The 18,870-nt window shown below is 71.5% G+C and carries 12 protein-coding genes; 8 read left to right on the top strand and 4 right to left on the bottom strand.

The genetic code is table 11. The annotated features are described in order from the left end of the window. Position 1 precedes the first annotated feature (1 nt). The 6 genes from pta to recD are packed head-to-tail and all read left to right on the top strand — an operon-like array spanning position 2 to position 12,945. Positions 2-2,125 (top strand): phosphate acetyltransferase, encoded by a 2,124-nt coding sequence (gene pta / locus ACZ6Z4_RS12525; RefSeq protein ID WP_465562045.1) that lies wholly within the window; start codon positions 2-4, stop codon positions 2,123-2,125. Further along, on the top strand, positions 2,122-3,327 hold the full coding sequence (locus ACZ6Z4_RS12520; RefSeq protein ID WP_465562043.1) for an acetate/propionate family kinase: 1,206 nt from the start codon (positions 2,122-2,124) through the stop codon (positions 3,325-3,327). Before pta ends, ACZ6Z4_RS12520 begins: the two co-directional genes overlap by 4 nt. Continuing rightward, complete coding sequence (manD, locus tag ACZ6Z4_RS12515; RefSeq protein ID WP_465562041.1) at positions 3,324-4,550, top strand: D-mannonate dehydratase ManD; 1,227 nt, start codon at positions 3,324-3,326, stop codon at positions 4,548-4,550. The genes ACZ6Z4_RS12520 and manD overlap by 4 nt, the downstream gene beginning before the upstream one ends. A 48-nt stretch (positions 4,551-4,598) precedes the next feature. After that, on the top strand, positions 4,599-7,901 hold the full coding sequence (gene recC / locus ACZ6Z4_RS12510) for an exodeoxyribonuclease V subunit gamma (protein WP_465562039.1): 3,303 nt from the start codon (positions 4,599-4,601) through the stop codon (positions 7,899-7,901). Further along, positions 7,901-11,179: a UvrD-helicase domain-containing protein gene (locus ACZ6Z4_RS12505; protein ID WP_465562037.1), complete on the top strand. Its 3,279-nt coding sequence runs from the start codon at positions 7,901-7,903 to the stop codon at positions 11,177-11,179. The genes recC and ACZ6Z4_RS12505 overlap by 1 nt, the downstream gene beginning before the upstream one ends. Continuing rightward, positions 11,179-12,945: an exodeoxyribonuclease V subunit alpha gene (gene recD, locus ACZ6Z4_RS12500; RefSeq protein WP_465562035.1), complete on the top strand. Its 1,767-nt coding sequence runs from the start codon at positions 11,179-11,181 to the stop codon at positions 12,943-12,945. Before ACZ6Z4_RS12505 ends, recD begins: the two co-directional genes overlap by 1 nt. Here recD and ACZ6Z4_RS12495 read toward each other — a convergent pair. Then, positions 12,935-13,843: an NADP-dependent oxidoreductase gene (locus tag ACZ6Z4_RS12495; protein ID WP_465562033.1), complete on the bottom strand. Its 909-nt coding sequence runs from the start codon at positions 13,841-13,843 to the stop codon at positions 12,935-12,937. The two genes, recD and ACZ6Z4_RS12495, sit on opposite strands and share 11 nt — an antisense overlap. A gap of 172 nt (positions 13,844-14,015) precedes the next feature. Between ACZ6Z4_RS12495 and ACZ6Z4_RS12490 the strand changes: the two genes are divergently transcribed. After that, positions 14,016-14,624 (top strand): HD domain-containing protein, encoded by a 609-nt coding sequence (locus ACZ6Z4_RS12490; protein WP_465562031.1) that lies wholly within the window; start codon positions 14,016-14,018, stop codon positions 14,622-14,624. Between the two features lie 77 nt (positions 14,625-14,701). Then, on the top strand, positions 14,702-14,887 hold the full coding sequence (locus ACZ6Z4_RS12485; protein ID WP_465562029.1) for a hypothetical protein: 186 nt from the start codon (positions 14,702-14,704) through the stop codon (positions 14,885-14,887). Here ACZ6Z4_RS12485 and ACZ6Z4_RS12480 read toward each other — a convergent pair. The 3 genes from ACZ6Z4_RS12480 to ACZ6Z4_RS12470 all read right to left on the bottom strand — a co-directional run bounded on the left by ACZ6Z4_RS12480 (position 14,884) and on the right by ACZ6Z4_RS12470 (position 18,826). Continuing rightward, complete coding sequence (locus ACZ6Z4_RS12480; protein ID WP_465562027.1) at positions 14,884-16,161, bottom strand: zeta toxin family protein; 1,278 nt, start codon at positions 16,159-16,161, stop codon at positions 14,884-14,886. The two genes, ACZ6Z4_RS12485 and ACZ6Z4_RS12480, sit on opposite strands and share 4 nt — an antisense overlap. Before the next feature lie 40 nt (positions 16,162-16,201). Continuing rightward, the gene (locus ACZ6Z4_RS12475; RefSeq protein ID WP_465562025.1) at positions 16,202-17,923 is read right to left on the bottom strand and encodes a cation:proton antiporter; all 1,722 of its coding nucleotides are present in this window, start codon (positions 17,921-17,923) and stop codon (positions 16,202-16,204) included. A 63-nt stretch (positions 17,924-17,986) separates the two neighbouring features. Continuing rightward, entirely contained in the window at positions 17,987-18,826 is an 840-nt protein-coding gene (locus tag ACZ6Z4_RS12470) for an SDR family NAD(P)-dependent oxidoreductase (RefSeq protein ID WP_465562022.1), read from the bottom strand. Positions 18,827-18,870 lie beyond the last annotated feature (44 nt).

Here is an 18,870-nt window from a genome sequence, read left to right as displayed (position 1 = left end):
CATGGGGAGCAGCGTGTACGTCGCATCCGTCGAAGGGTCCACCGGGAAGTCGACGGTCGCCCTCGGGGTGTTGCAGCAACTCTCGCGCCGGGTCGGGCGGGTCGCCGTGTTCCGGCCGATCGTCCGACCCGACACCGACCGGCACGGCGGGCGCGACTACGTGCTCGACCTGCTGATCTCGCACGACGCGGTCGACCTCGCGTACGAGGACTGCGTCGGCGTCACCTACGACGAGGTGCACGACGACCCGGACGCCGCGCTGGACGTGATCGTGCGCCGGTACCACGCGGTCGCCGAGCAGGCCGACGCCGTGCTGGTCGTCGGCAGCGACTACACCGACGTCGGGACGCCGACCGAGTTCTCCTACAACGCGAAGATCGCCGCCAACCTCGGTACGCCGGTGCTGCTGGTGCTGAACGGGTTCGACCGGACCCTCGACGACCTGCAGGCGATCAGAGACCTGTCCGTCGCCGAGCTGACCGCCAACCACGGTGCGCTCGCAGCGGTCGTCGTGAACCGCGCCGACCCGCAGGACCTCGACCGGTTCGCGACGGCGCTCGGCGCGGACGGCGTACCGGCGTACGCGCTGCCCGAGGAGCCGGTGCTCAGCCAGCCGACCCCGGCGGACCTGCTGGCGCCGGTCGACGGACGGATGGTCAGCGGCGATCCCGAGCTGCTCTCGCGGGAGGTCAGCGGGCTGCTGGTCGCCGGGATGACGATGCCGAACGTGCTCGACCGGCTGTTCGACGGCGCCGCGGTGATCACGGCGGCCGACCGGCCAGAGGTCGTGCTCGGGGTTCTGATGGCGCACGCCTCGCGGACCTTCCCGCAGATCTCGGCGATCGTGCTGAACGGCGGTTTCACGCTGCCGCCGCAGGTCCAGCAGCTGATCGAGAGCCTCGGCGTGACGCTGCCGATCCTGGAGACCGATCTCGACACCCAGGCGGCGTCGGCGGCGCTGACCGCCGTCCGGGGCCGCCTGACCAAGGACTCGCCGCGCAAGATCGACCTGGCGCTCGCGCTGTTCGAGCAGCACGTCGACAGCCAGGCGCTGCTCGACCAACTGGCGGTCGCCCGCAGCAACGCGGTCACGCCGCTGATGTTCGAGCACCGGCTGATCGACGCGGCCGTTGCCGACCGCAAGCACATCGTGCTGCCCGAGGGCGAGGAGGAGCGGATCCTGCGCGCCGCCGACGTGCTGATTCGGCGCGGAGTGGCCGAGCTGACGCTGCTCGGAGACCCGGTCGCGATCAGCGCGAAGACGGCCGGGCTCGGCCTCGACCTGTCCGCGGCGCACGTCGTCGACCCCGACAACGACCCGCTGGCCGAGCAGTTCGCGGTCGAGCTGCACCGGCTGCGGCAGCACCGCGGCGTCGATCTCGACCGGGCCCGCGAGCTGGTCAAGGACGTCTCGTACTTCGGCACGATGATGGTCCAGCTCGGCCTCGCCGACGGGATGGTGTCCGGCTCGATCCACACCACCGCGCACACGATCCGCCCGGCGCTGGAGATCGTGAAGACCGAGCCCGGCGTCTCGGTGGTGTCGTCGGTGTTCTTCATGTGCCTGCAGCACCAGGTCCTCGTGTACGGCGACTGCGCGGTGAACCCGGACCCGACCGCCGAGCAGCTGGCCGACATCGCGATCTCCTCGGCCTCGACGGCGGTCGCCTTCGGTGTCGACCCACGGGTCGCGATGCTGTCGTACTCGACCGGCTCCTCCGGCACCGGCACGGACGTCGAGAAGGTGTCGAAGGCAACGACCATCGTGCGCGAACGGGCGCCGGAGTTGCTCGTCGAGGGGCCGATCCAGTACGACGCGGCGATCGACGCCGCGGTCGCCCGGACCAAGCTGCCCGACTCTCCGGTCGCCGGGCGGGCGACCGTGTTCGTCTTCCCCGACCTGAACACCGGCAACAACACGTACAAGGCGGTCCAGCGCTCGGCGAACGCGGTCGCGGTCGGCCCGGTGCTGCAGGGCCTGCGCAAACCGGTGAACGACCTGTCCCGAGGAGCCACGGTGCGAGACATCATCAACACGGTCGCGATCACCGCGCTGCAGGCGCAGCAGGGCGCGGCGGAGCAGACGAGCGCGGCGATCCCGCCGGCGGAAGGTGGCAGCCGATGAGCGACTACGTGCTCGTGATCAACGCGGGGTCGTCCTCGCTCAAGTACAGCCTCGTCGACGCGGGCTCCGGGGAAGCGCTCGCCGACGGGCTGATCGAACGCATCGGCGAGTCCGAGGGCCACCAGCAGCACCGCGGCCCGGACGGCGAGACCGAGAGCTCGGACGCGCTCGCCAGCCACGAGGACGCCCTCCGCGCCGCCCTCGACGCGTTCGCGAAGCACGGTCCGTCGCTCGACGACCTCGAGCTCGCGGCCGTCGGCCACCGGGTCGTCCACGGCGGCGCGAAGTTCGCCGCACCGAGTCTGATCGACGACGCGCTCGTGGCCGAGGTCACCGACCTGGTTCCGCTCGCGCCGCTGCACAACCCGGCCAACCTGGAAGGCATCGAGGTCGCGCGCAGGCTTTTCCCCGACCTCCCGCAGGTCGCCGTCTTCGACACCGCCTTCCACCAGACGCTCCCACCGCACGCCTACACGTACGCCGTACCGTCGGAATGGCTCGACGACCACGGCATCCGCCGCTACGGCTTCCACGGCACGTCGCACTCGTTCGTCTCCGAGCAGGCCGCGCACCGGCTCGGCCGCGACCTGGCCGACCTGAACCTGATCGTCCTGCACCTCGGCAACGGCTGCTCGGCGGCCGCCGTCCAGGGCGGCGAGTCGGTCGAGACCTCGATGGGCATGACCCCGCTCGAAGGTCTCGTGATGGGCACCCGGTCCGGCGACCTCGACCCCGCGGTGCACGGCCACCTGGTCCGCGAGGCCGGCTGGTCGGTCGACGAGATCGACAACGCGCTGAACAAGAAGTCCGGCCTGAAGGGCCTGGCCGGCGAGAACGACTTCCGCGCGCTGAGCAAGCTGCGCGCGGCCGGTGACCCGAAGGCCGAGCTGGCCTTCGACGTGTACTGCCACCGGATCAAGAAGTACGTCGGTGCGTACTACGCCGTGCTCGGCACGGTCGACGCGATCGTGTTCACCGCCGGGGTCGGCCAGCACTCGGCCGACGTCCGGGCCGCCGCCCTGCACGGGCTGGAGCGGCTCGGCATCCGGCTCGACCCGGTCCGCAACGCCGACCCGGCCGAGGACGGCCTGGTCAGCACCGACGACAGCGAGGTCGCCGTCCTGGTGATCCCGACCAACGAGGAGTGGCAGATCGCGCGCCAGGCGCTCGAGCTGGTCACCGAGGAGGAAACCGCATCGTGAACATCACCGCCGCCGAGGTGATCGTGACGAGCCCGGACCGCAACTTCGTCACCCTGAAGCTGACCACCGACGACGGGCTGGTCGGCTGGGGTGACGGCACCCTGAACGGCCGCGAGCTGTCGGTCGCGTCGTACCTGACCGACCACGTCGTCCCGCTGCTGCTCGGCCGCGACGCGCACCGGATCGAGGACACCTGGCAGTTCCTGTACCGGTCGGCGTACTGGCGGCGAGGTCCGGTCACGATGGCGGCGATCGCCGCGGTCGACGTCGCGCTGTGGGACCTCAAGGCCAAGGCCGCCGGGATGCCGCTCTACCAGTTGCTCGGCGGCGCCTCCCGCAACGGCCTGATGGCGTACGGGCACGCCTCCGGCCGCGACGAGGCCGAGCTGTTCGACTCGATCCGCCGGCACCTCGACCAGGGCTTCCGCTCGATCCGCGTGCAGACCTCGGTCCCCGGGATCGACGCCGTGTACGGCGTCCGCGCGCCTGCCGGTGAAGAGCCCGAGCACCACTACGAGCCGGCCCTGCGCGCCGCGCAGCCGATGGAGGAGGACTGGGACACCCGCGCGTACCTGCGGCACATCCCGAAGGTCTTCGAGGCGGTCCGGTCGGAGTTCGGCCCGGAGCTGCCGCTGCTGCACGACGTGCACCACCGGCTGACCCCGATCCAGGCCGCGCGCCTCGGCAAGGACCTGGAGCCGTACGACCTGTTCTGGATGGAGGACTGCACGCCGGCCGAGAACCAGGACGCGCTCCGGCTGGTCCGTCAGCACACGACGACGCCGCTGGCGATCGGCGAGGTCTTCAACACCGTCTGGGACTACCAGACGCTGATCAAGGACCAGCTGATCGACTACGTCCGGTCCGCGGTCACGCACACCGGCGGCATCACCGCGATGCGGAAGCTGCTCGACTACGCCGCGCAGTACCAGATCAAGTCCGGCATCCACGGCCCGACCGACATCTCGCCGGTCGGGATGGCGGCCGCGCTGCACCTCGACCTGGCCATCCACAACTTCGGGATCCAGGAGTACATGCAGCACGGCGACGCCACCAACGAGGTGTTCCGGCAGACGTTCACCTTCGAGAACGGGTACCTGCACCCGGGTCACCAGCCCGGTCTCGGGGTCGAGCTGGACGAGGACGCGGCGGCCAAGTTCCCGTACCAGCCGGCGTACCTGCCGTACAACCGGCTCAAGGACGGAACGGTCCACGACTGGTAGTCCACACCCTGCCGAAAACCGTCGGCCGAGCGTGGCATCCTTTCCCCGGTGACCTTGTACCTGCACCGCGCCGAGCGGACGGACGTGCTGGCCGACGGTCTCGGCGAGCTGCTCGCCGTACCGCTTGGTGATCCGTTCGCCGAGGAGCTCGTGGTCGTTCCGGCCAAGGGCGTCGAGCGCTGGCTGTCACAGCGGCTGTCGCACCGGTTGGGTGCGGGGCCGGCGGGCCGGGACGGGGTCTGCGCGGGAGTGCGGTTCACGTCGCCGCGGTCGCTGGTGTCGACCGTGCTGGGGATCAACGACGACGACCCGTGGGCCGCGGACGCGCTGGCGTGGCCGCTGCTCGCGGTGCTCGACGACTCGCTCGACCAGCCGTGGTGCGAGCCGGTCGCCCGGCACCTCGGGCACTTCGACACCGGCGCCGAGGGCGAGCTGCGGCGCGGCCGCCGGTACGCCGTGGCCGCGCGGCTCGCGCGCTTGTTCGCGGCGTACGGCGTCCAACGGCCGACGCTGCTCGCTGACTGGAGCGACGGTCGCGACACCGACGGACTCGGGACGGCGATCGACCGCGACCTGTCCTGGCAGCCCGAGCTCTGGCGCCGCCTGGTCGCGCGGATCGGCGAGCCGACGCCGGCTGAACGCCACGCACGGACGATCGCGCAGCTGCGTGAGGAGCCGTCGGCGTTCGAGCTGCCGACCCGGCTCTCGCTGTTCGGGCACACGCGGCTGCCGTCGACCGAGATCGAGCTGATCTCGGCGCTGGCCGAGCAGCGCGAGGTGCACCTGTGGCTGCCCAATCCGAGCGGTGCGTTGTGGGAGCGGCTGCAGGGGGCTCAGGCCGGCATCCGCGCCGAGGACACCAGCCACCAGCGCGCCGAGCATCCGCTGCTGGCGACGCTCGGCCGGGACAGCCGCGAGCTGGAGCTGGCGATCGCCGCCGTACCGACCGTCGACAACCACCTCTCGTCGCTGCCGACGCCTGACTCTCTGCTCGGCTGGCTGCAGCAGGACCTGCGCGACAACACGGTGAACGCCGAAGGCCGCCGGCTCGCGCCGACCGATCGGAGCGTGCAGGTGCACGCCTGTCACGGGACCGCGCGGCAGGTCGACGTACTGCGCGAGGTGCTGCTCGGCCTGCTGCAGGACGACCCGACGCTGGAGCCGCGGGACATCCTCGTGATGTGCCCGGACATCGAGACCTACGCGCCGCTGATCAGCGCCCGCTTCGGCCTGGCCGACCTCGACCGGAACGGGCACCCGGCGCACAAGCTCCGCGTGCAGCTGGCCGATCGGTCGCTGACGCAGACGAACCCGCTGCTGTCGGTCGCCGCGCAGCTGCTCGACCTCGCGGGCAGCCGGGCAACGGCCAGTCAGGTCCTCGACCTCGCCCAGGCCGAGCCCGTACGACGACGCTTCCGCTTCACCGACGACGACCTCGACACGGTGACCGCGTGGGTTCGTGAGTCCGGCGTCCGCTGGGCGTTCGGCCGCGACGACCGGGACCGGTTCGGGCTGGCCGACTTCCCGCAGAACACCTGGCAGTTCGGTCTCGACCGGGTGCTCGCCGGGGTGACGATGTCGGCCGACGCGCATGCCTGGATCGGGACGACGCTGCCGCTCGACGACGTCGGCAGCACGCGGATCGAGCTGGCCGGCCGGTTCGCGGAGTACGTCGATCGGTTGCGTGCGGCAACTGATCTGCTGGACGGCACGCACTCGCTGGCCGCCTGGCTGGAGGCGTTGCGCGGCGGCATCGACCGGTTGACCTCGGTGAGCCGCGACGACGGCTGGCAGCTCGGGCAGGTGCAGCGCGAGTTCGCGCAGGTCGCGGCCGGGGCGGGGGAGCTGTCCGGGACGGAGCTGCGGCTGGCCGACGTACGGTCGTTGCTGTCGGCGCATCTGGCTGGGCGGCCGACGCGCGCGAACTTCCGGAGCGGAACGCTGACGGTGTGCACGATGGTGCCGATGCGGTCGGTGCCGCACCGGGTGATCTGCCTGCTCGGGCTCGACGACGGGATCTTCCCGCGGATCGGGCTGGCCGACGGCGACGACGTCCTGGCCCGGCAGCCGGTGACCGGCGAGCGCGATGTGCGCAGCGAGGACCGGCAGCTGATGCTGGACGCGATCATGGCGGCGACCGAGTCGCTGGTGATCACCTACACCGGCGCCAACGAGTACTCGGGGCAGCCGCGGCCGCCCGCCGTACCGCTCGGCGAGCTCGTCGACGCGCTCGACCGGACGACGGAGTCGCCGGTCCGCGACAGCGTCGTGGTGAAGCACCCGCTGCAGCCGTTCGACCGCAAGAACCTGGAGGCCGGGCGGCTCGGGACGCCCGGGCCGTTCACGTTCGACCCGACCGCGCTGGTCGCGGCCCGGGTCGACAACAAGCCGCGCGAGCCGCGCCCGGAGTTCGTCGGGGCGCCGCTGCTGCTGGCGAGCGGCGAGGACGTCGGGCTGGCCGAGCTGATCCAGTTCTTCAAGGACCCCGTGAAGGGCTTCTTCCGTTCGCTCGACGTGACGCTGCCCTGGGAGGTCGACGGGGTGTCGGACGCGATGCCGGTGGAGATCGACAACCTGGAGAAGTGGTCGGTGGGCGACCGGATGCTGCAGGACATGCTCTCCGGCATCCACCCGGACCAGGCGCTGCAGGCCGAGTGGCGGCGCGGGACGCTGCCGCCGGGACGGCTCGGCTGGCGGACCGCGACCGACATCCGCGACATCGCGCGCGGCCTGGCCGTCGCGGCGTACCCGCACCGGCAGGGCGAGGCGAAGGCGTTCGACGTGGACATCGACCTCGGCGGCGGCCGGCGGCTGACCGGGACGGTGCCGGGGGTGTACGGGTACCGCCTGGTCTCGGTGAGCTACTCGCGGCTCGACGCGAAGCAGTTGCTGACGGCATGGATCCAGCTGCTGGCGCTGTCGGCCGACGACGAGGACCACAACTGGACGACCCAGGCGATCGGCCGCGGCCGCAGTACGCCGGCGAGCCGGCTGTTCGGCCCGGTCGACGGGCAGGCGCAGACCTTCCTGTCCGACCTGGTCGCCGTGTACGACGCCGGCCGGCAGGCGCCGCTGCCGTTGCCGCTGAAGACGTCGTTCGCCTGGTGCCAGGCGACGCGCACCGACGACGACCCGAGGGTCGCGGCCGGACGCCGCTGGCGGCCGACGAACTACGACGGGGAGAACGCCGACCCGGCGCACGTCCGCGTCTGGGGTGCGAACAAGCCGCTCGACGTACTGCTCGAACCGCCGCGGCCCGGCGAGGAGATGCCGGGTGAGTCGACGCGGCTCGGCGCGTATGCCGCGCGCGTCTGGGAGCCGATGCTGCGCTTCGAGCAGGGAGCCCGCTGATGGACCCCTTCGACCTGCTCGGCCCGCTGCCGACCGGAACCACCGTGCTCGAGGCGAGCGCCGGGACCGGCAAGACCTACGCCCTGGCCGGACTCGTCACCCGGTACGTCGCCGAAGGCGCCGCCCGGCTCGACGAGATGCTGCTGATCACCTTCGGCCGCGCGGCCAGCCAGGAGCTGCGCGAACGCGTCCGCTCGCAGATCTCGGACGCCGAGCAGGCGCTCGCCGACCCGAAGGAGTGGCACGACGACGACGGGCTGCTCGGGCATCTGGCTCGCGGCAGCGAGGCCGAGGTCGCGCTGCGGCACACCCGGTTGCGCGACGCGCTGGCGAACTTCGACGCGGCGACGATTGCGACGACGCACCAGTTCTGCCAGCTCGTGCTGCGCTCGCTCGGCGTCGCCGGTGACACCGACGCCGGGGTGACGCTGGTCGAGGACCTGACCGACCTGGTCACCGAGGTCGTCGACGACCTGTACCTCGCGCGCTTCGCCCGGTCGGCCGCGCAGCCACCGATCACCCGCGCGGTCGCGCTGGAGCTCGCGATCAAGGTCGTCGACAATCCGCACACCCGGCTGGTCCCCGAGCAGTACGACGCGGCGACGCCCGAAGGCGTCCGGGTCGCGTTCGCGCACGAGGTCCTGGCCGAGGTCGAGCGGCGCAAGCGCCGGCTCGGCATCCTCGGGTACGACGACCTGCTGACCCGGCTCGCGACCGCGCTGGAGCAGCCGGACGCCCCGGCCCGGCAGCGGATGCAGCGGCGCTGGTCGGTGGTGATGGTCGACGAGTTCCAGGACACCGACCCGGTGCAGTGGAAGGTGATCGACCGGGCCTTCAACGGGACCAGCACGCTGGTGCTGATCGGCGACCCGAAACAGGCGATCTACGCGTTCCGCGGCGGCGACATCGCGACGTACCTGACCGCGGCGGCGACCGCCGGGCAGCGCCGGACGCTGGGGACGAACTGGCGCAGCGACCAGCCGCTGGTCGACTGCCTGCAGGTCGTGCTCGGCGGCGCCCGGCTCGGCCACGAGGACATCGTGGTGCACCCCGTCGAGGCGCATCACCAGGGGACGCGGCTGGCCGGTGCGCCGTGCGATTCACCGTTCCGGCTGCGCGCCGTACAGCGGGAGTGGTTCGGGTCGCCGCGGCGCAAGAGCGTGCCGATGGACGACCTGCGCGACCACATCACCCGCGACCTCGCGGCCGACATCGGTCAGCTGCTCGCCTCCGGTGCGACGTACGACGGCCGGCCGCTGCGCGCGGGCGATCTCGCGGTGATCGTCGAGGCGCACAAGGACGCGCGGGCCTGTCGCGAGGCGCTGGCCGCGGCCGGGATCCCCGCGGTCTACTCGGGTGATCTCGACATCTTCTCCTCGCAGGCCGCGAAGGACTGGCTGAGCCTGCTGGAGGCGTTCGACCAGCCGCACCGTTCCGGGCTGGTCCGGGCCGCCGCGACCACGATGTTCTTCGGGCACACCGCCGCCACCCTGTACGCCGGAGGCGACGACCTGACCGACCGGATCGGGCAGACGCTGCGCGCCTGGGCCGATCTGCTGCGGACCAGGGGAGTCGCCGCGGTCTTCGAGGCCGCGCAGCTGCGGGGCATGGCTGATCGCGTGCTCGGCTGGCGTGGTGGCGAGCGGGACATGACCGACCTCGCGCACCTCGCCGAGCTGCTGCACGACACCGCGCACCGGGAGCGCTTCGGCCTGCCCGCGCTGCTCGACTGGCTGCGGCAGGAGTGCACCGGCAAGGGCCGGACGGCGGAACGGACGCGTCGGCTGGACAGCGACGCGGCCGCCGTACAGATCATGACGGTGTGGGTGAGCAAGGGGCTGCAGTACCCGATCGTCTACCTGCCGTTCGGCTTCAACCGGCACATCTTCGACGAGGAGGAGCTGCTGCTCTTCCACGAGGACGGTGTGCGCAGCCTCGATATCGGCGGGCGCAACCGCAAGGGCTACGCGGCGAACGAGAAGCGCTGGCGAGCCGAGGTCGCGGGTGACGACATCCGGCTCACGTACGTCGCGCTGACGCGGGCGCAGTCACAGGTGGTGGCGTGGTGGGCGCCGTCGTGGGACGAGATCAACGGTGGGGTGTCCCGGCTGCTGCGTGGGCGCAAGCAGGGCGAGCCGGTCGTTCCGGACCAGCTCGACCGGGCGTCGTCCGACGACGAGGTGCTGGTCTGGTTGCGGCGCTGGCAGCAGGCGGGCGGTCCGGTGGTGGAGGACTCGGTGATCGCCGAGCAGCTCGAGCCGGTCGACGAGCGGCTGCCGGGGCGGCTCGGGATCGCGACCTTCTCGCGCGAGGTGGATCTGGCGTGGCGGCGTACGTCGTACTCGGGGTTGATCCGGGCGGCCGATCAGCAGCCCGGTGGAGTGACGAGCGAGCCGGAGGACGGGCAGCTCGAGGACGAGTCCGTCGACGCGGTGCCGACCGTGGTCGCGTCGGTGGACGCGGTGCCGTCGCCGATGGACGGGTTGCCGGTGGGTGCGGAGTTCGGGTCGCTGGTGCACGGGGTGCTGGAGGAGGCCGATCCGAAGGCGGTTGATCTGCAGGCCGAGTTGGCGTTGCGGATTCGCGAGCAGCTGCCGTTGTGGCGGGTGGACGTGACGCCGGAGGTGCTCGCGGAGGCGATGCTCCCGATGCACGCGACGCCGCTCGGTCCGCTGGTGCCGGGGCTGACACTGCGGGAGCTTGGGCGCGAGGACCGGTTGCGGGAGCTGGACTTCGAGATCCCGCTGGCCGGTGGGGACGACGCGGGCGCCGACGTACGGCTGGAGGAGCTGGCGCCGCTGCTGCGTGCACATCTGCCGGTTGGCGATCCGCTGCTCGCGTACGCCGAGCGGCTGGAGCAGCCGTTGCTCGGTGGTCAGAGTCTGCGCGGATATCTGACGGGGTCGATCGACGTCGTGCTGCGGGTGCCGGGTGATCGGTTCGTGGTGGTCGACTACAAGACGAACCGGCTCGGCGATCCGGAGCAGCCGTCGACCTCGGCGGAGTACACGCAGGACCAGCTCGGCGCGGCGATGCTGCACTCGGACTACCCGCTGCAGGCGTTGCTGTACTCGGTGGTGCTACACAGGTATCTGCGATGGCGGCTCGCGGGGTACGACCCCTCGAAGCATCTCGGTGGGGTGGTGTACCTGTACCTGCGCGGGATGTGTGGGGCTGAGACGCCAGTGGTGGATGGGCATCCGACCGGCGTGTTCAGCTGGTCGTTGCCGTCGGCCTTGGTCGTCGCGCTGTCTGAGCTGCTGGACGGGAGGGCCTGATGAGCACGGCCGTGGACGAGTTCGACTCGACGCTGGCGCTGGCCGCGACGGGGCTCCTGCAGGAGTTCAACGCCGCCGGGGTGATCCTGGCCGCTGACGTGCATGTCGCGCTGCGGCTGACGGCGATGCTGGAGGAGACCGACGAGACGGTCGCGCTGGCCTGTGCGTTGGTGGCGCGCGCCGTACGGGCCGGGTCGACGTGCTTGGATCTGGCGCTCGTCCGGGACGAGGTGGCGGAGGAGGGCGCCGAGCTGGAGTGGCCGGCGCTGGACGCGTGGCAGCGGGCGCTGCGCGCGAGTCCGTTGCTGGGGGCACCTTTTCCGTTGCGGCTGGACGAGACGCGGCTGTACTTCGACCGGTACTGGCGCGAGGAGGAGCAGGTCGAGCAGGACCTGCGCCGGCAGACGACGCGACTGGCGCCGGTGATCGCCAACGAGGCCGCGCTGATCGCCGGGCTCGACCGGCTGTTCCCCGGCGACTCGTACGTCGAGCAGCGGGCCGCGGCCGAAACGGCTGCCAGGCAGTGGACGACCGTGCTGACCGGTGGGCCGGGAACCGGGAAGACGACGACCGTCGCGGGGCTGCTCGCCGTACTGGCTGAGCAGGCGGAGCTGGCGGGGGAGCGGCGGCCGTGGATCGCGCTGACCGCGCCGACCGGTAAGGCGGCGGCGCGGCTGGAGGAGGCGGTGCGGCGGGAGATGTCCGACCGGTTGTCGCCGGAGGACACGGCGCGGCTCGGCGACTTCCACGCGCGGACGCTGCACATGCTGCTCGGGCGACGGCCGGACTCGTCGAGCCGGTTCCGGCACGACCGGACCAACCGGTTGCCGCACGACATCATCGTGGTGGACGAGACGTCGATGGTCTCGCTGACGATGATGGCGCGGCTGCTGGAGGCGGTCCGGCCGGGCGCGCGGCTCGTGCTGGTCGGCGATCCCGATCAGCTGGCTTCGATCGAGGCGGGCGCGGTGCTCGCCGACCTGGTCGACGGGTTGGTTGCCGGGGGCCACATCGAGGCCGCGGAGCTGCGGACGTCGCACCGGTTCGGGAGTGAGATCGGGGAGCTGGCGCTGGCCGTTCGGGAGGACCGGGCGGACGACGTACTGACTGTGCTGCGCGGCGGGGACGAGCGGGTGGTGTTCGTCGAGGACGAGGACCCGCGGGAGCGGTTGCGGGAGGCGATGCTGCCCGACGTACTGGCGATCCGGAGGGCTGCCGAGGCCGGTGATGCTGACGCTGCACTGGCCGCGGTCGATCGGCACCGGTTGCTGTGCGCGCATCGGGAAGGGCCGTGGGGTGTGCAGCAGTGGAACCGGACCGTCGAGCGCTGGATCACCGAGGAGACCGAGGATCCGCTCTGGGACACCTGGTACGTCGGCCGCCCGGTGCTGGTGACGGCGAACGACTACGCGCTCGGGATCTACAACGGCGACGTCGGCGTGACGATCCGGCGCCCGGACGGGTCGCTGCGGGTCTGCATCGCGGGGGCGCGTGGGCGGCGGGACTTCGCGCCGAGCCGGTTGGGCAACATCGAGACGCTGCACGCGATGACGATCCACAAGTCGCAGGGGAGCCAGGCCGCGGAGGTCACCGTGCTGCTGCCGAACGAGGAGTCGCGGCTGCTGACCCGGGAGCTGTTCTACACGGCGATCACGCGCGCGGTCGACCGGGTGCGGGTGGTCGGTGCCGAGGACTCGGTGCGGCTGGCGCTGACCCGCCGGGCGTTGCGCGCGACGGGTCTGCGGCAGCGGCTCGTCAGTCCGTGACCTTGATGATGGTCCGGCCGCGGGCGGGCTGGAACGCGCTCACGGCCTGGTCGAGCGGGAGGACCGTCGTGACGAGCGGCTTGAGGCGGCCGTCGTGGAGGCGGGTGGCCAGCTGGGTGAGCTGGTCGCGGTTGGGCTCGACGACGAAGAAGACCGCGCGGGCGTTCGGCGGCTGCTGGGTCGGTGGGTCGGCGATCGTGACCAGGGTGCCGCCGGGACGCAGCAGCAGGCCGGAGCGGTAGCGGATCTCGCCACCGATGACGTCGAGCACGACGTCGACCTGACCGGCCTTCTCGAGGTCGCCGCCGGCCAGGTCGACGAAGTCGTGCGCGCCGAGCTCGGCGGCCTTGGTGGCGTCCGCCGTCCGGCCGGTGCCGATGACGTGGGCGCCGATCTCCTGGGCGAGCTGGACGGCGACCGATCCGACCGCGCCGGCGATGCCGTGGATCATCACGGTCTGCCCGCGCTGCAGGTTCGCGTGGTCGAACAGGCCCTGCCACGCGGTCAGGCCGGAGATCGGGAACGCGGCCGCGGTGACGTGGTCGACACTCGCGGGCAGCGCCGCGAGGTTGCGGGCCTCGACGGCGACGTACTCGGCGAGGGCGCCGTCGCGGAGCCAGTCGGTCAGGCCGAAGACGCGCTGGCCGACGGTGATGCCGGTGGTGCCGTAGCCGAGATCGGCGACCACGCCGGACACCTCGTGGCCGGGGACGCTCGGCGTGCGGTCGCGGCCGGCCCGGTCGGTCCAGGTGCCGGGCCAGGTCAGCTCGCCGCGGGTGAAGCCGGCCGCGTGCACGCGGACGACGACGTCGTTCTCGGCGGCGTGCGGGTACGGCAGCTCGGTGAGGGACAGTCCGTCGACGCCGGACTCGCGGTCCCGGACGGTGATGGCGCGCATTTCGTCGGTCCTTGCTCGGGGGGTGGATGCTTCTCCTTCGAGAGTAGGGAATCGGCGCTCGATGTCGATGGGCCACTTGCCCGTGGGGTTGCTGGGCCGGCGTTGATTGGCCCACCGGAACCTGCGCAGAATGGACCAGTGCCGCGGGCCTGCGGCGGCGTACCGTGAAAGTATGATCATTTTCAACGACCTTGTGATCCCGGCGACGAGCGCGTCGACGGCGGCCCTCGAGGTGGCCACCGCCTACCAGACGCCGGCCCTGCTCGCGCACTCCCGCCGCGTCTACCTCTGGGCGGCCGCGCTCGCCGAGCAGGAGAGCATCGAGTACGACGACGAACTGCTGTTCGTGGCCTCGATGTTCCACGACCTCGGGCTGTCGCCGGAGTTCGACAGCCACACCGTTTCGTTCGAGGTCGCGGCCGGGCACGTCGCGCGGGTCTTCGCCGCCGGTGCCGGGTGGTCGCCTGAACGGCAGGACCGGGTCGCCGAGGTGATCGTGCGGCACATGGTGTTCGACACCGATGTGAACGACGACCCGGAAGGGCACTTGATCGCGCGGGCGGCGTCGCTCGACATCGTCGGTCTGGACGCTGATCGGCTGACGGCCGAGTTCCGTGCGGAGGTCCTCGAGCACTACCCGCGGCTGGGGCTGAAGGACGAGTTCCTCGCGTGCTTCGAGGAGCAGGCGGCGCGGAAGACCGCGAGCACCGCGGCGCGTGCGGTGAACTCCGGGCTGGCCGGGCGGATGACCGGGAACCCACTCGACGGTGAAGTCCGGTAGAACGCTTCGTCAGCCCTTGTCTGCTGCCGCTTCGCGGCCGTACGATCCGGCGTCGCCACTGCTGAAGGGACGAAACCGTGTGGGGTAGCAAGAGGACGAAGCAGGATCCGGCCAAGGGTGGATTTCAGTCCGGCCGCGCGGCGCGCCGGGCCCCGGGCTCGGGCGGCGGGATCAAGGGGGACAAGGTGGTCGACCCCCGCGGCCGCGTGATCAAGGACCTCGCCGGGCTCACGCCGCGCGAGCCGAACGCGAACGGCGTCTAGAACGCGTCGCCCTGGCCGAGGTCGCTCTGGTCAGGGACCGGTACGCCGGCCGTTGCTCTGTGCAGGGTGACCGCGTCGGGGTGCAGATGAGGTCGCGCCAGGGCCGTGACGGTCCTGGCGCCCTCGACCGTCGCTTGGCGAACCCAGGGGATCGGGGCGGAGAGTCCACGGCGCTCGAAGGTGTCGACCGCGGCGAGGAAGCGCCGGGACTCGGGGATGGTCCATGGGCGGGTGCGCTCGGCGGTGATGGCTTCGGCGGTGAGCGGGTCGTGGGGGTCGGTACGCCGGGTGCCGCGGATGAGCTCACCGTTGGGGCGGAGCACGGCGATGAGGTCTGCGTCGCTGTCGGCGGCAGCTAAGCCGTCGGCGCGGAGAGCGCCGCTGGAGGCGGCGTCGATCGCTTCGGCTTCGCGACGGATGTTGCGGTGCGCGCGGTCGGCGGCGCCGTACGCGGTGTCCAGCGCATGAGCGGCGCGGAGCGCGCCTTGGTAGGCGGCGTGGTGGAGGGCGGGGTCGGCCAGGCGGCCGGAGCCGTAGGCCTCCAGGGCGCGGAGATGGCGGTCGAGGATGCCGAAGCGGGTGAAGGCTTCGGGGGCGGCGACGATGGCGATCTCCACCTGGTAGCCGGCCTGCTTGAACGCTTGGGCTGGTTGCTCGAAGTCGGCGGGGTCGAGGAGCAGGGTCTCGAGGATCACGTCGTACCGGTGGCTGCGGGCGTGGTCGATCGCGTTGGTGGTCCAGCGGCGGCCGACCAGGCTGGAGTACGGGCCTGGGGGCTCGGTGATCGGCCGGTAGAAGTCGGGGTGGTGCGGCTCGTAACGGTCCTGGGCGATCACGACCGGGTCGCCGCGGTGACGGAGGAGATGGCGGACGAGGGCGGTGACGGTGGCTTTGCCGTCGCCGGGCTGACCGGCGACGAAGACGACGACCGGGTCGTCCTGCGGGGTGCCGGTGAGCTCGTCGGGGAGGATGCGGTCGCGGAAGATGCGGCGGTTGTCGGGCGACTTCGAGGCTTGTTCGGGGAGAGGGTCGGCGAGCAGATCCTCTGCCTCGGTGCGGATCGCGGCGATCTCGCGGACCGACGACGGCGTCAGGTTGCGCCGGCGTACGGACCATTCCTGCTGGCGATGGCGCCAGGTGAGGTCCCCGCCGCGCGCGAGCTGGGCGGCGCAGTAGCCGATCGCCTGGCCGGCGCCTTCGAGGGCGGTCTCGTACTGGAGAACTTCCTCGGTTGACCAGTTCGCCGGCCGCAGCTCGGGAAGCACGCTCGCCACGGTCGGGAACCTTAGCGAGCAGGCGCGACGGACACCAGAGTCAGTTCATCCGGAAGCGTTGTTCCACCGTGTCGAGCAGGGACTCGACCTGGCGGTAGGTCTCCGAGCTGTACGCGCCGATGCCGCGTTCGGCTCCCAACGCATCGCGCATCGCGTCCAGGTAGCGCCGCTGCACGATCATCATCTGCTCATGCGCGTCCGCTCGCGTCTCGCGCAGATCCCGCGTCCCCGCGACCAGCCGCGGCACGATCCGTTCCTTCATTGTGCTGACCAGCTCCGGGTCCAGCGGCTCCCCGTCGACCGTCTGTTCCTCCAGCGGCCCGAGGGTGTCGATCGCCGACTCGCCGACCCGGCGGAGCAGCGCCTGCACCGAGTCGCGTTTGTCCTCGGCGCTCTCCGGCCGGAAGTTCATCCGCGCGATCACCATCGGCAGCGTCAGCCCGAACAGCACCAGCGTGATCAGCGCGACCAGGAACGCGGCCAGGATGACGGTGTCGACGTGCCGCGTCTCGCCCGGGATCGTCTGCACGGCCGCGACCGTCACGACCCCGCGCATCCCGGCCCACCCGAGTACGGCGTACCCGCGCCCGGTGATCGGCTCCCGCTCCTCGAACTCCACGTCCGCCTTCCCCCGCGCGAGTCGGCGCCGAGCCCAGGCGATCCGGTTCTCCTCCCGCTGGTCGGCAGGCGTCATCGCGTCGAGGTGCTCCTCGAACTGCCCGAGCTTCGCCCGCGTCTGCTCGTTGCGCCCCGGACGCCCGAAGCGTTCCCTGATCGCCGGCCCGACGAGCCCGAGGAAGCGCAGCGCGACCAGCAGCCCGACGACGAGCAGCACCAGGCCGGTGATCTCACCGGTGGTCGTCTCGGTCCGCGCCGCGTCGACCAGCTCGGGCAATTGGTAGCCCATGGCAAGGAAAACGGCACTCTCGAGCAGGAAGCTGATCGTCGTCCAAGTGGTCGCCTGGGTCTGCCGGTCGCGCGCGCTGAACCGCTTGCTGCCGAGCGCGCCGGTCAGCAGACCCGCGACGACCACGGCCAGTACGCCGGACGCGTACACCTCCTCGGTCGGGAAGTAGGCGAGGAAGGGGACGGCGAAGGAGATCGTCGTGTTCAGCACCGGGTCGTCGAGGCGCTGCCGCAGCAGCGCGGTCAACCAGCCGACGGCACCGCCGATCAGCACCGCGCCGAGCACCGCCCACCCGAAGTCGAGCGCGGTGTCACCGAGGTCGAACGCACTGCCCGACACGGTCGCGATCGCGGCGACGGCTGTTCGGAGTACGACAAGTGCTGAAGCGTCGTTGACCAGGCTTTCGCCTTCCAGCACGGTCATCAGCCGCGGCGGCAGGCCGACGCGGTGGCCGATCGCCGTCGCGGCAACGGCGTCGGTCGGACTGACGACCGCGCCGAGCGCGACGGCGAGCGGGAACGAGATGGCTGGGAAAACCGCGTGCACGACGGCACCGATCGCCAGCGCGGAGACGATCACCATCACGACGGACTGCCAGGCGATGAGCGCGAAGTTGCGGCGTACGTCGAGAACCGGGAGCTGGACGGCCGATGCGTAGAGCAGGGGAGGCAGGACGCCGGCCAGGATGAGCTCGGGCTCGATGTGGATGGTCGGGGTGCTCGGGAGATAGCTCGCACCGATCCCGAGTCCGACCAGTAGGAGAGGCGCCGCGACGCCCGTCCGTCGCGCGAACACGGACGCCGCGATCATGATCGCCAACCCGGCACCGGCGACAAGCAGGAACTGATGGTCCACGCGACGGCAGTCTAGGTCTGTAGGACTGACTTGTTAGTACATCTGGGGATTGTGGTGTGGCGGTTAGCTGGGCCAGCTGAACTCCGGATCACGTTGGTAGTCGTCGCGGCGCCACTCCAACGCGGCCTTCACCATCTCGTGGGCACCGGTGCCGACGATCTTTCGGAGCGGTGGTTCCGGGTCGTCGAGCAGGGCGAGCAGTGCTTCGGCGGCGACCGCCGGGGACTCCTCGGTCGACGGCTCGGCCTCGCTGAGCATCGCGGCCGTGGGGTAGCCGGGCATGCCGAGGATGCCCTCGCGCGTCCCGTCGTACGCCGGGTCGGCCGTCGCGAAGCGCATGCTCGAGCCGAACCAGTCCGTCGCGAAGCCGCCCAGTTGCAGCACGTGCACCCCGATGCCGAACGGCGCGACCTCCGCGGCGAGCGCGGAGCTGAGGCCTTCGAGGGCCCACTTCGACGCGTTGTAGGCGCCGAACAGCGGCAGGTGCCCGACCGCGCCGACGGTCGAGACCTGCACGATCCGGCCCGAGCCGCGTGCTCGCAGGTGCGGCAGGACTGCCTGCGTGACCCAGACCGCGCCGTACAGGTTGACGTCGAACTGCGCGCGCAGCTCGTCCTCGGTCAGCTCCTCGACAGCGCCGACGACGCCGAAGCCGGCGTTGTTCACCACGACGTCCGGCGTACCGACGGTGTCGACGACCTCCGCGACCACCCGCTCCACGTCGACGCGTGAAGCGACGTCGAGCTGCCGGGGGACCAGGCGGTCGCCGTACTGCTTGAGCAGGTCGTCGAGCACGCCCTCCTGGCGGATGGTCGCGACGACCCGGTCGCCGCGCTCGAGCGCGGCCTCGGCGAAGGCGCGGCCCAGGCCGCGGCCGGCTCCGGTGATCATCCATAGCCTCATCGGCGGTTCCTCTCACTTGAATTCCAACGAGACGGACCGTATCG

Source organism: Kribbella sp. NPDC104740, from assembly GCF_055583505.1.
Note: the sequence above shows the minus strand (reverse complement) of the source record. Positions and strands in the feature narration are given on the sequence as shown.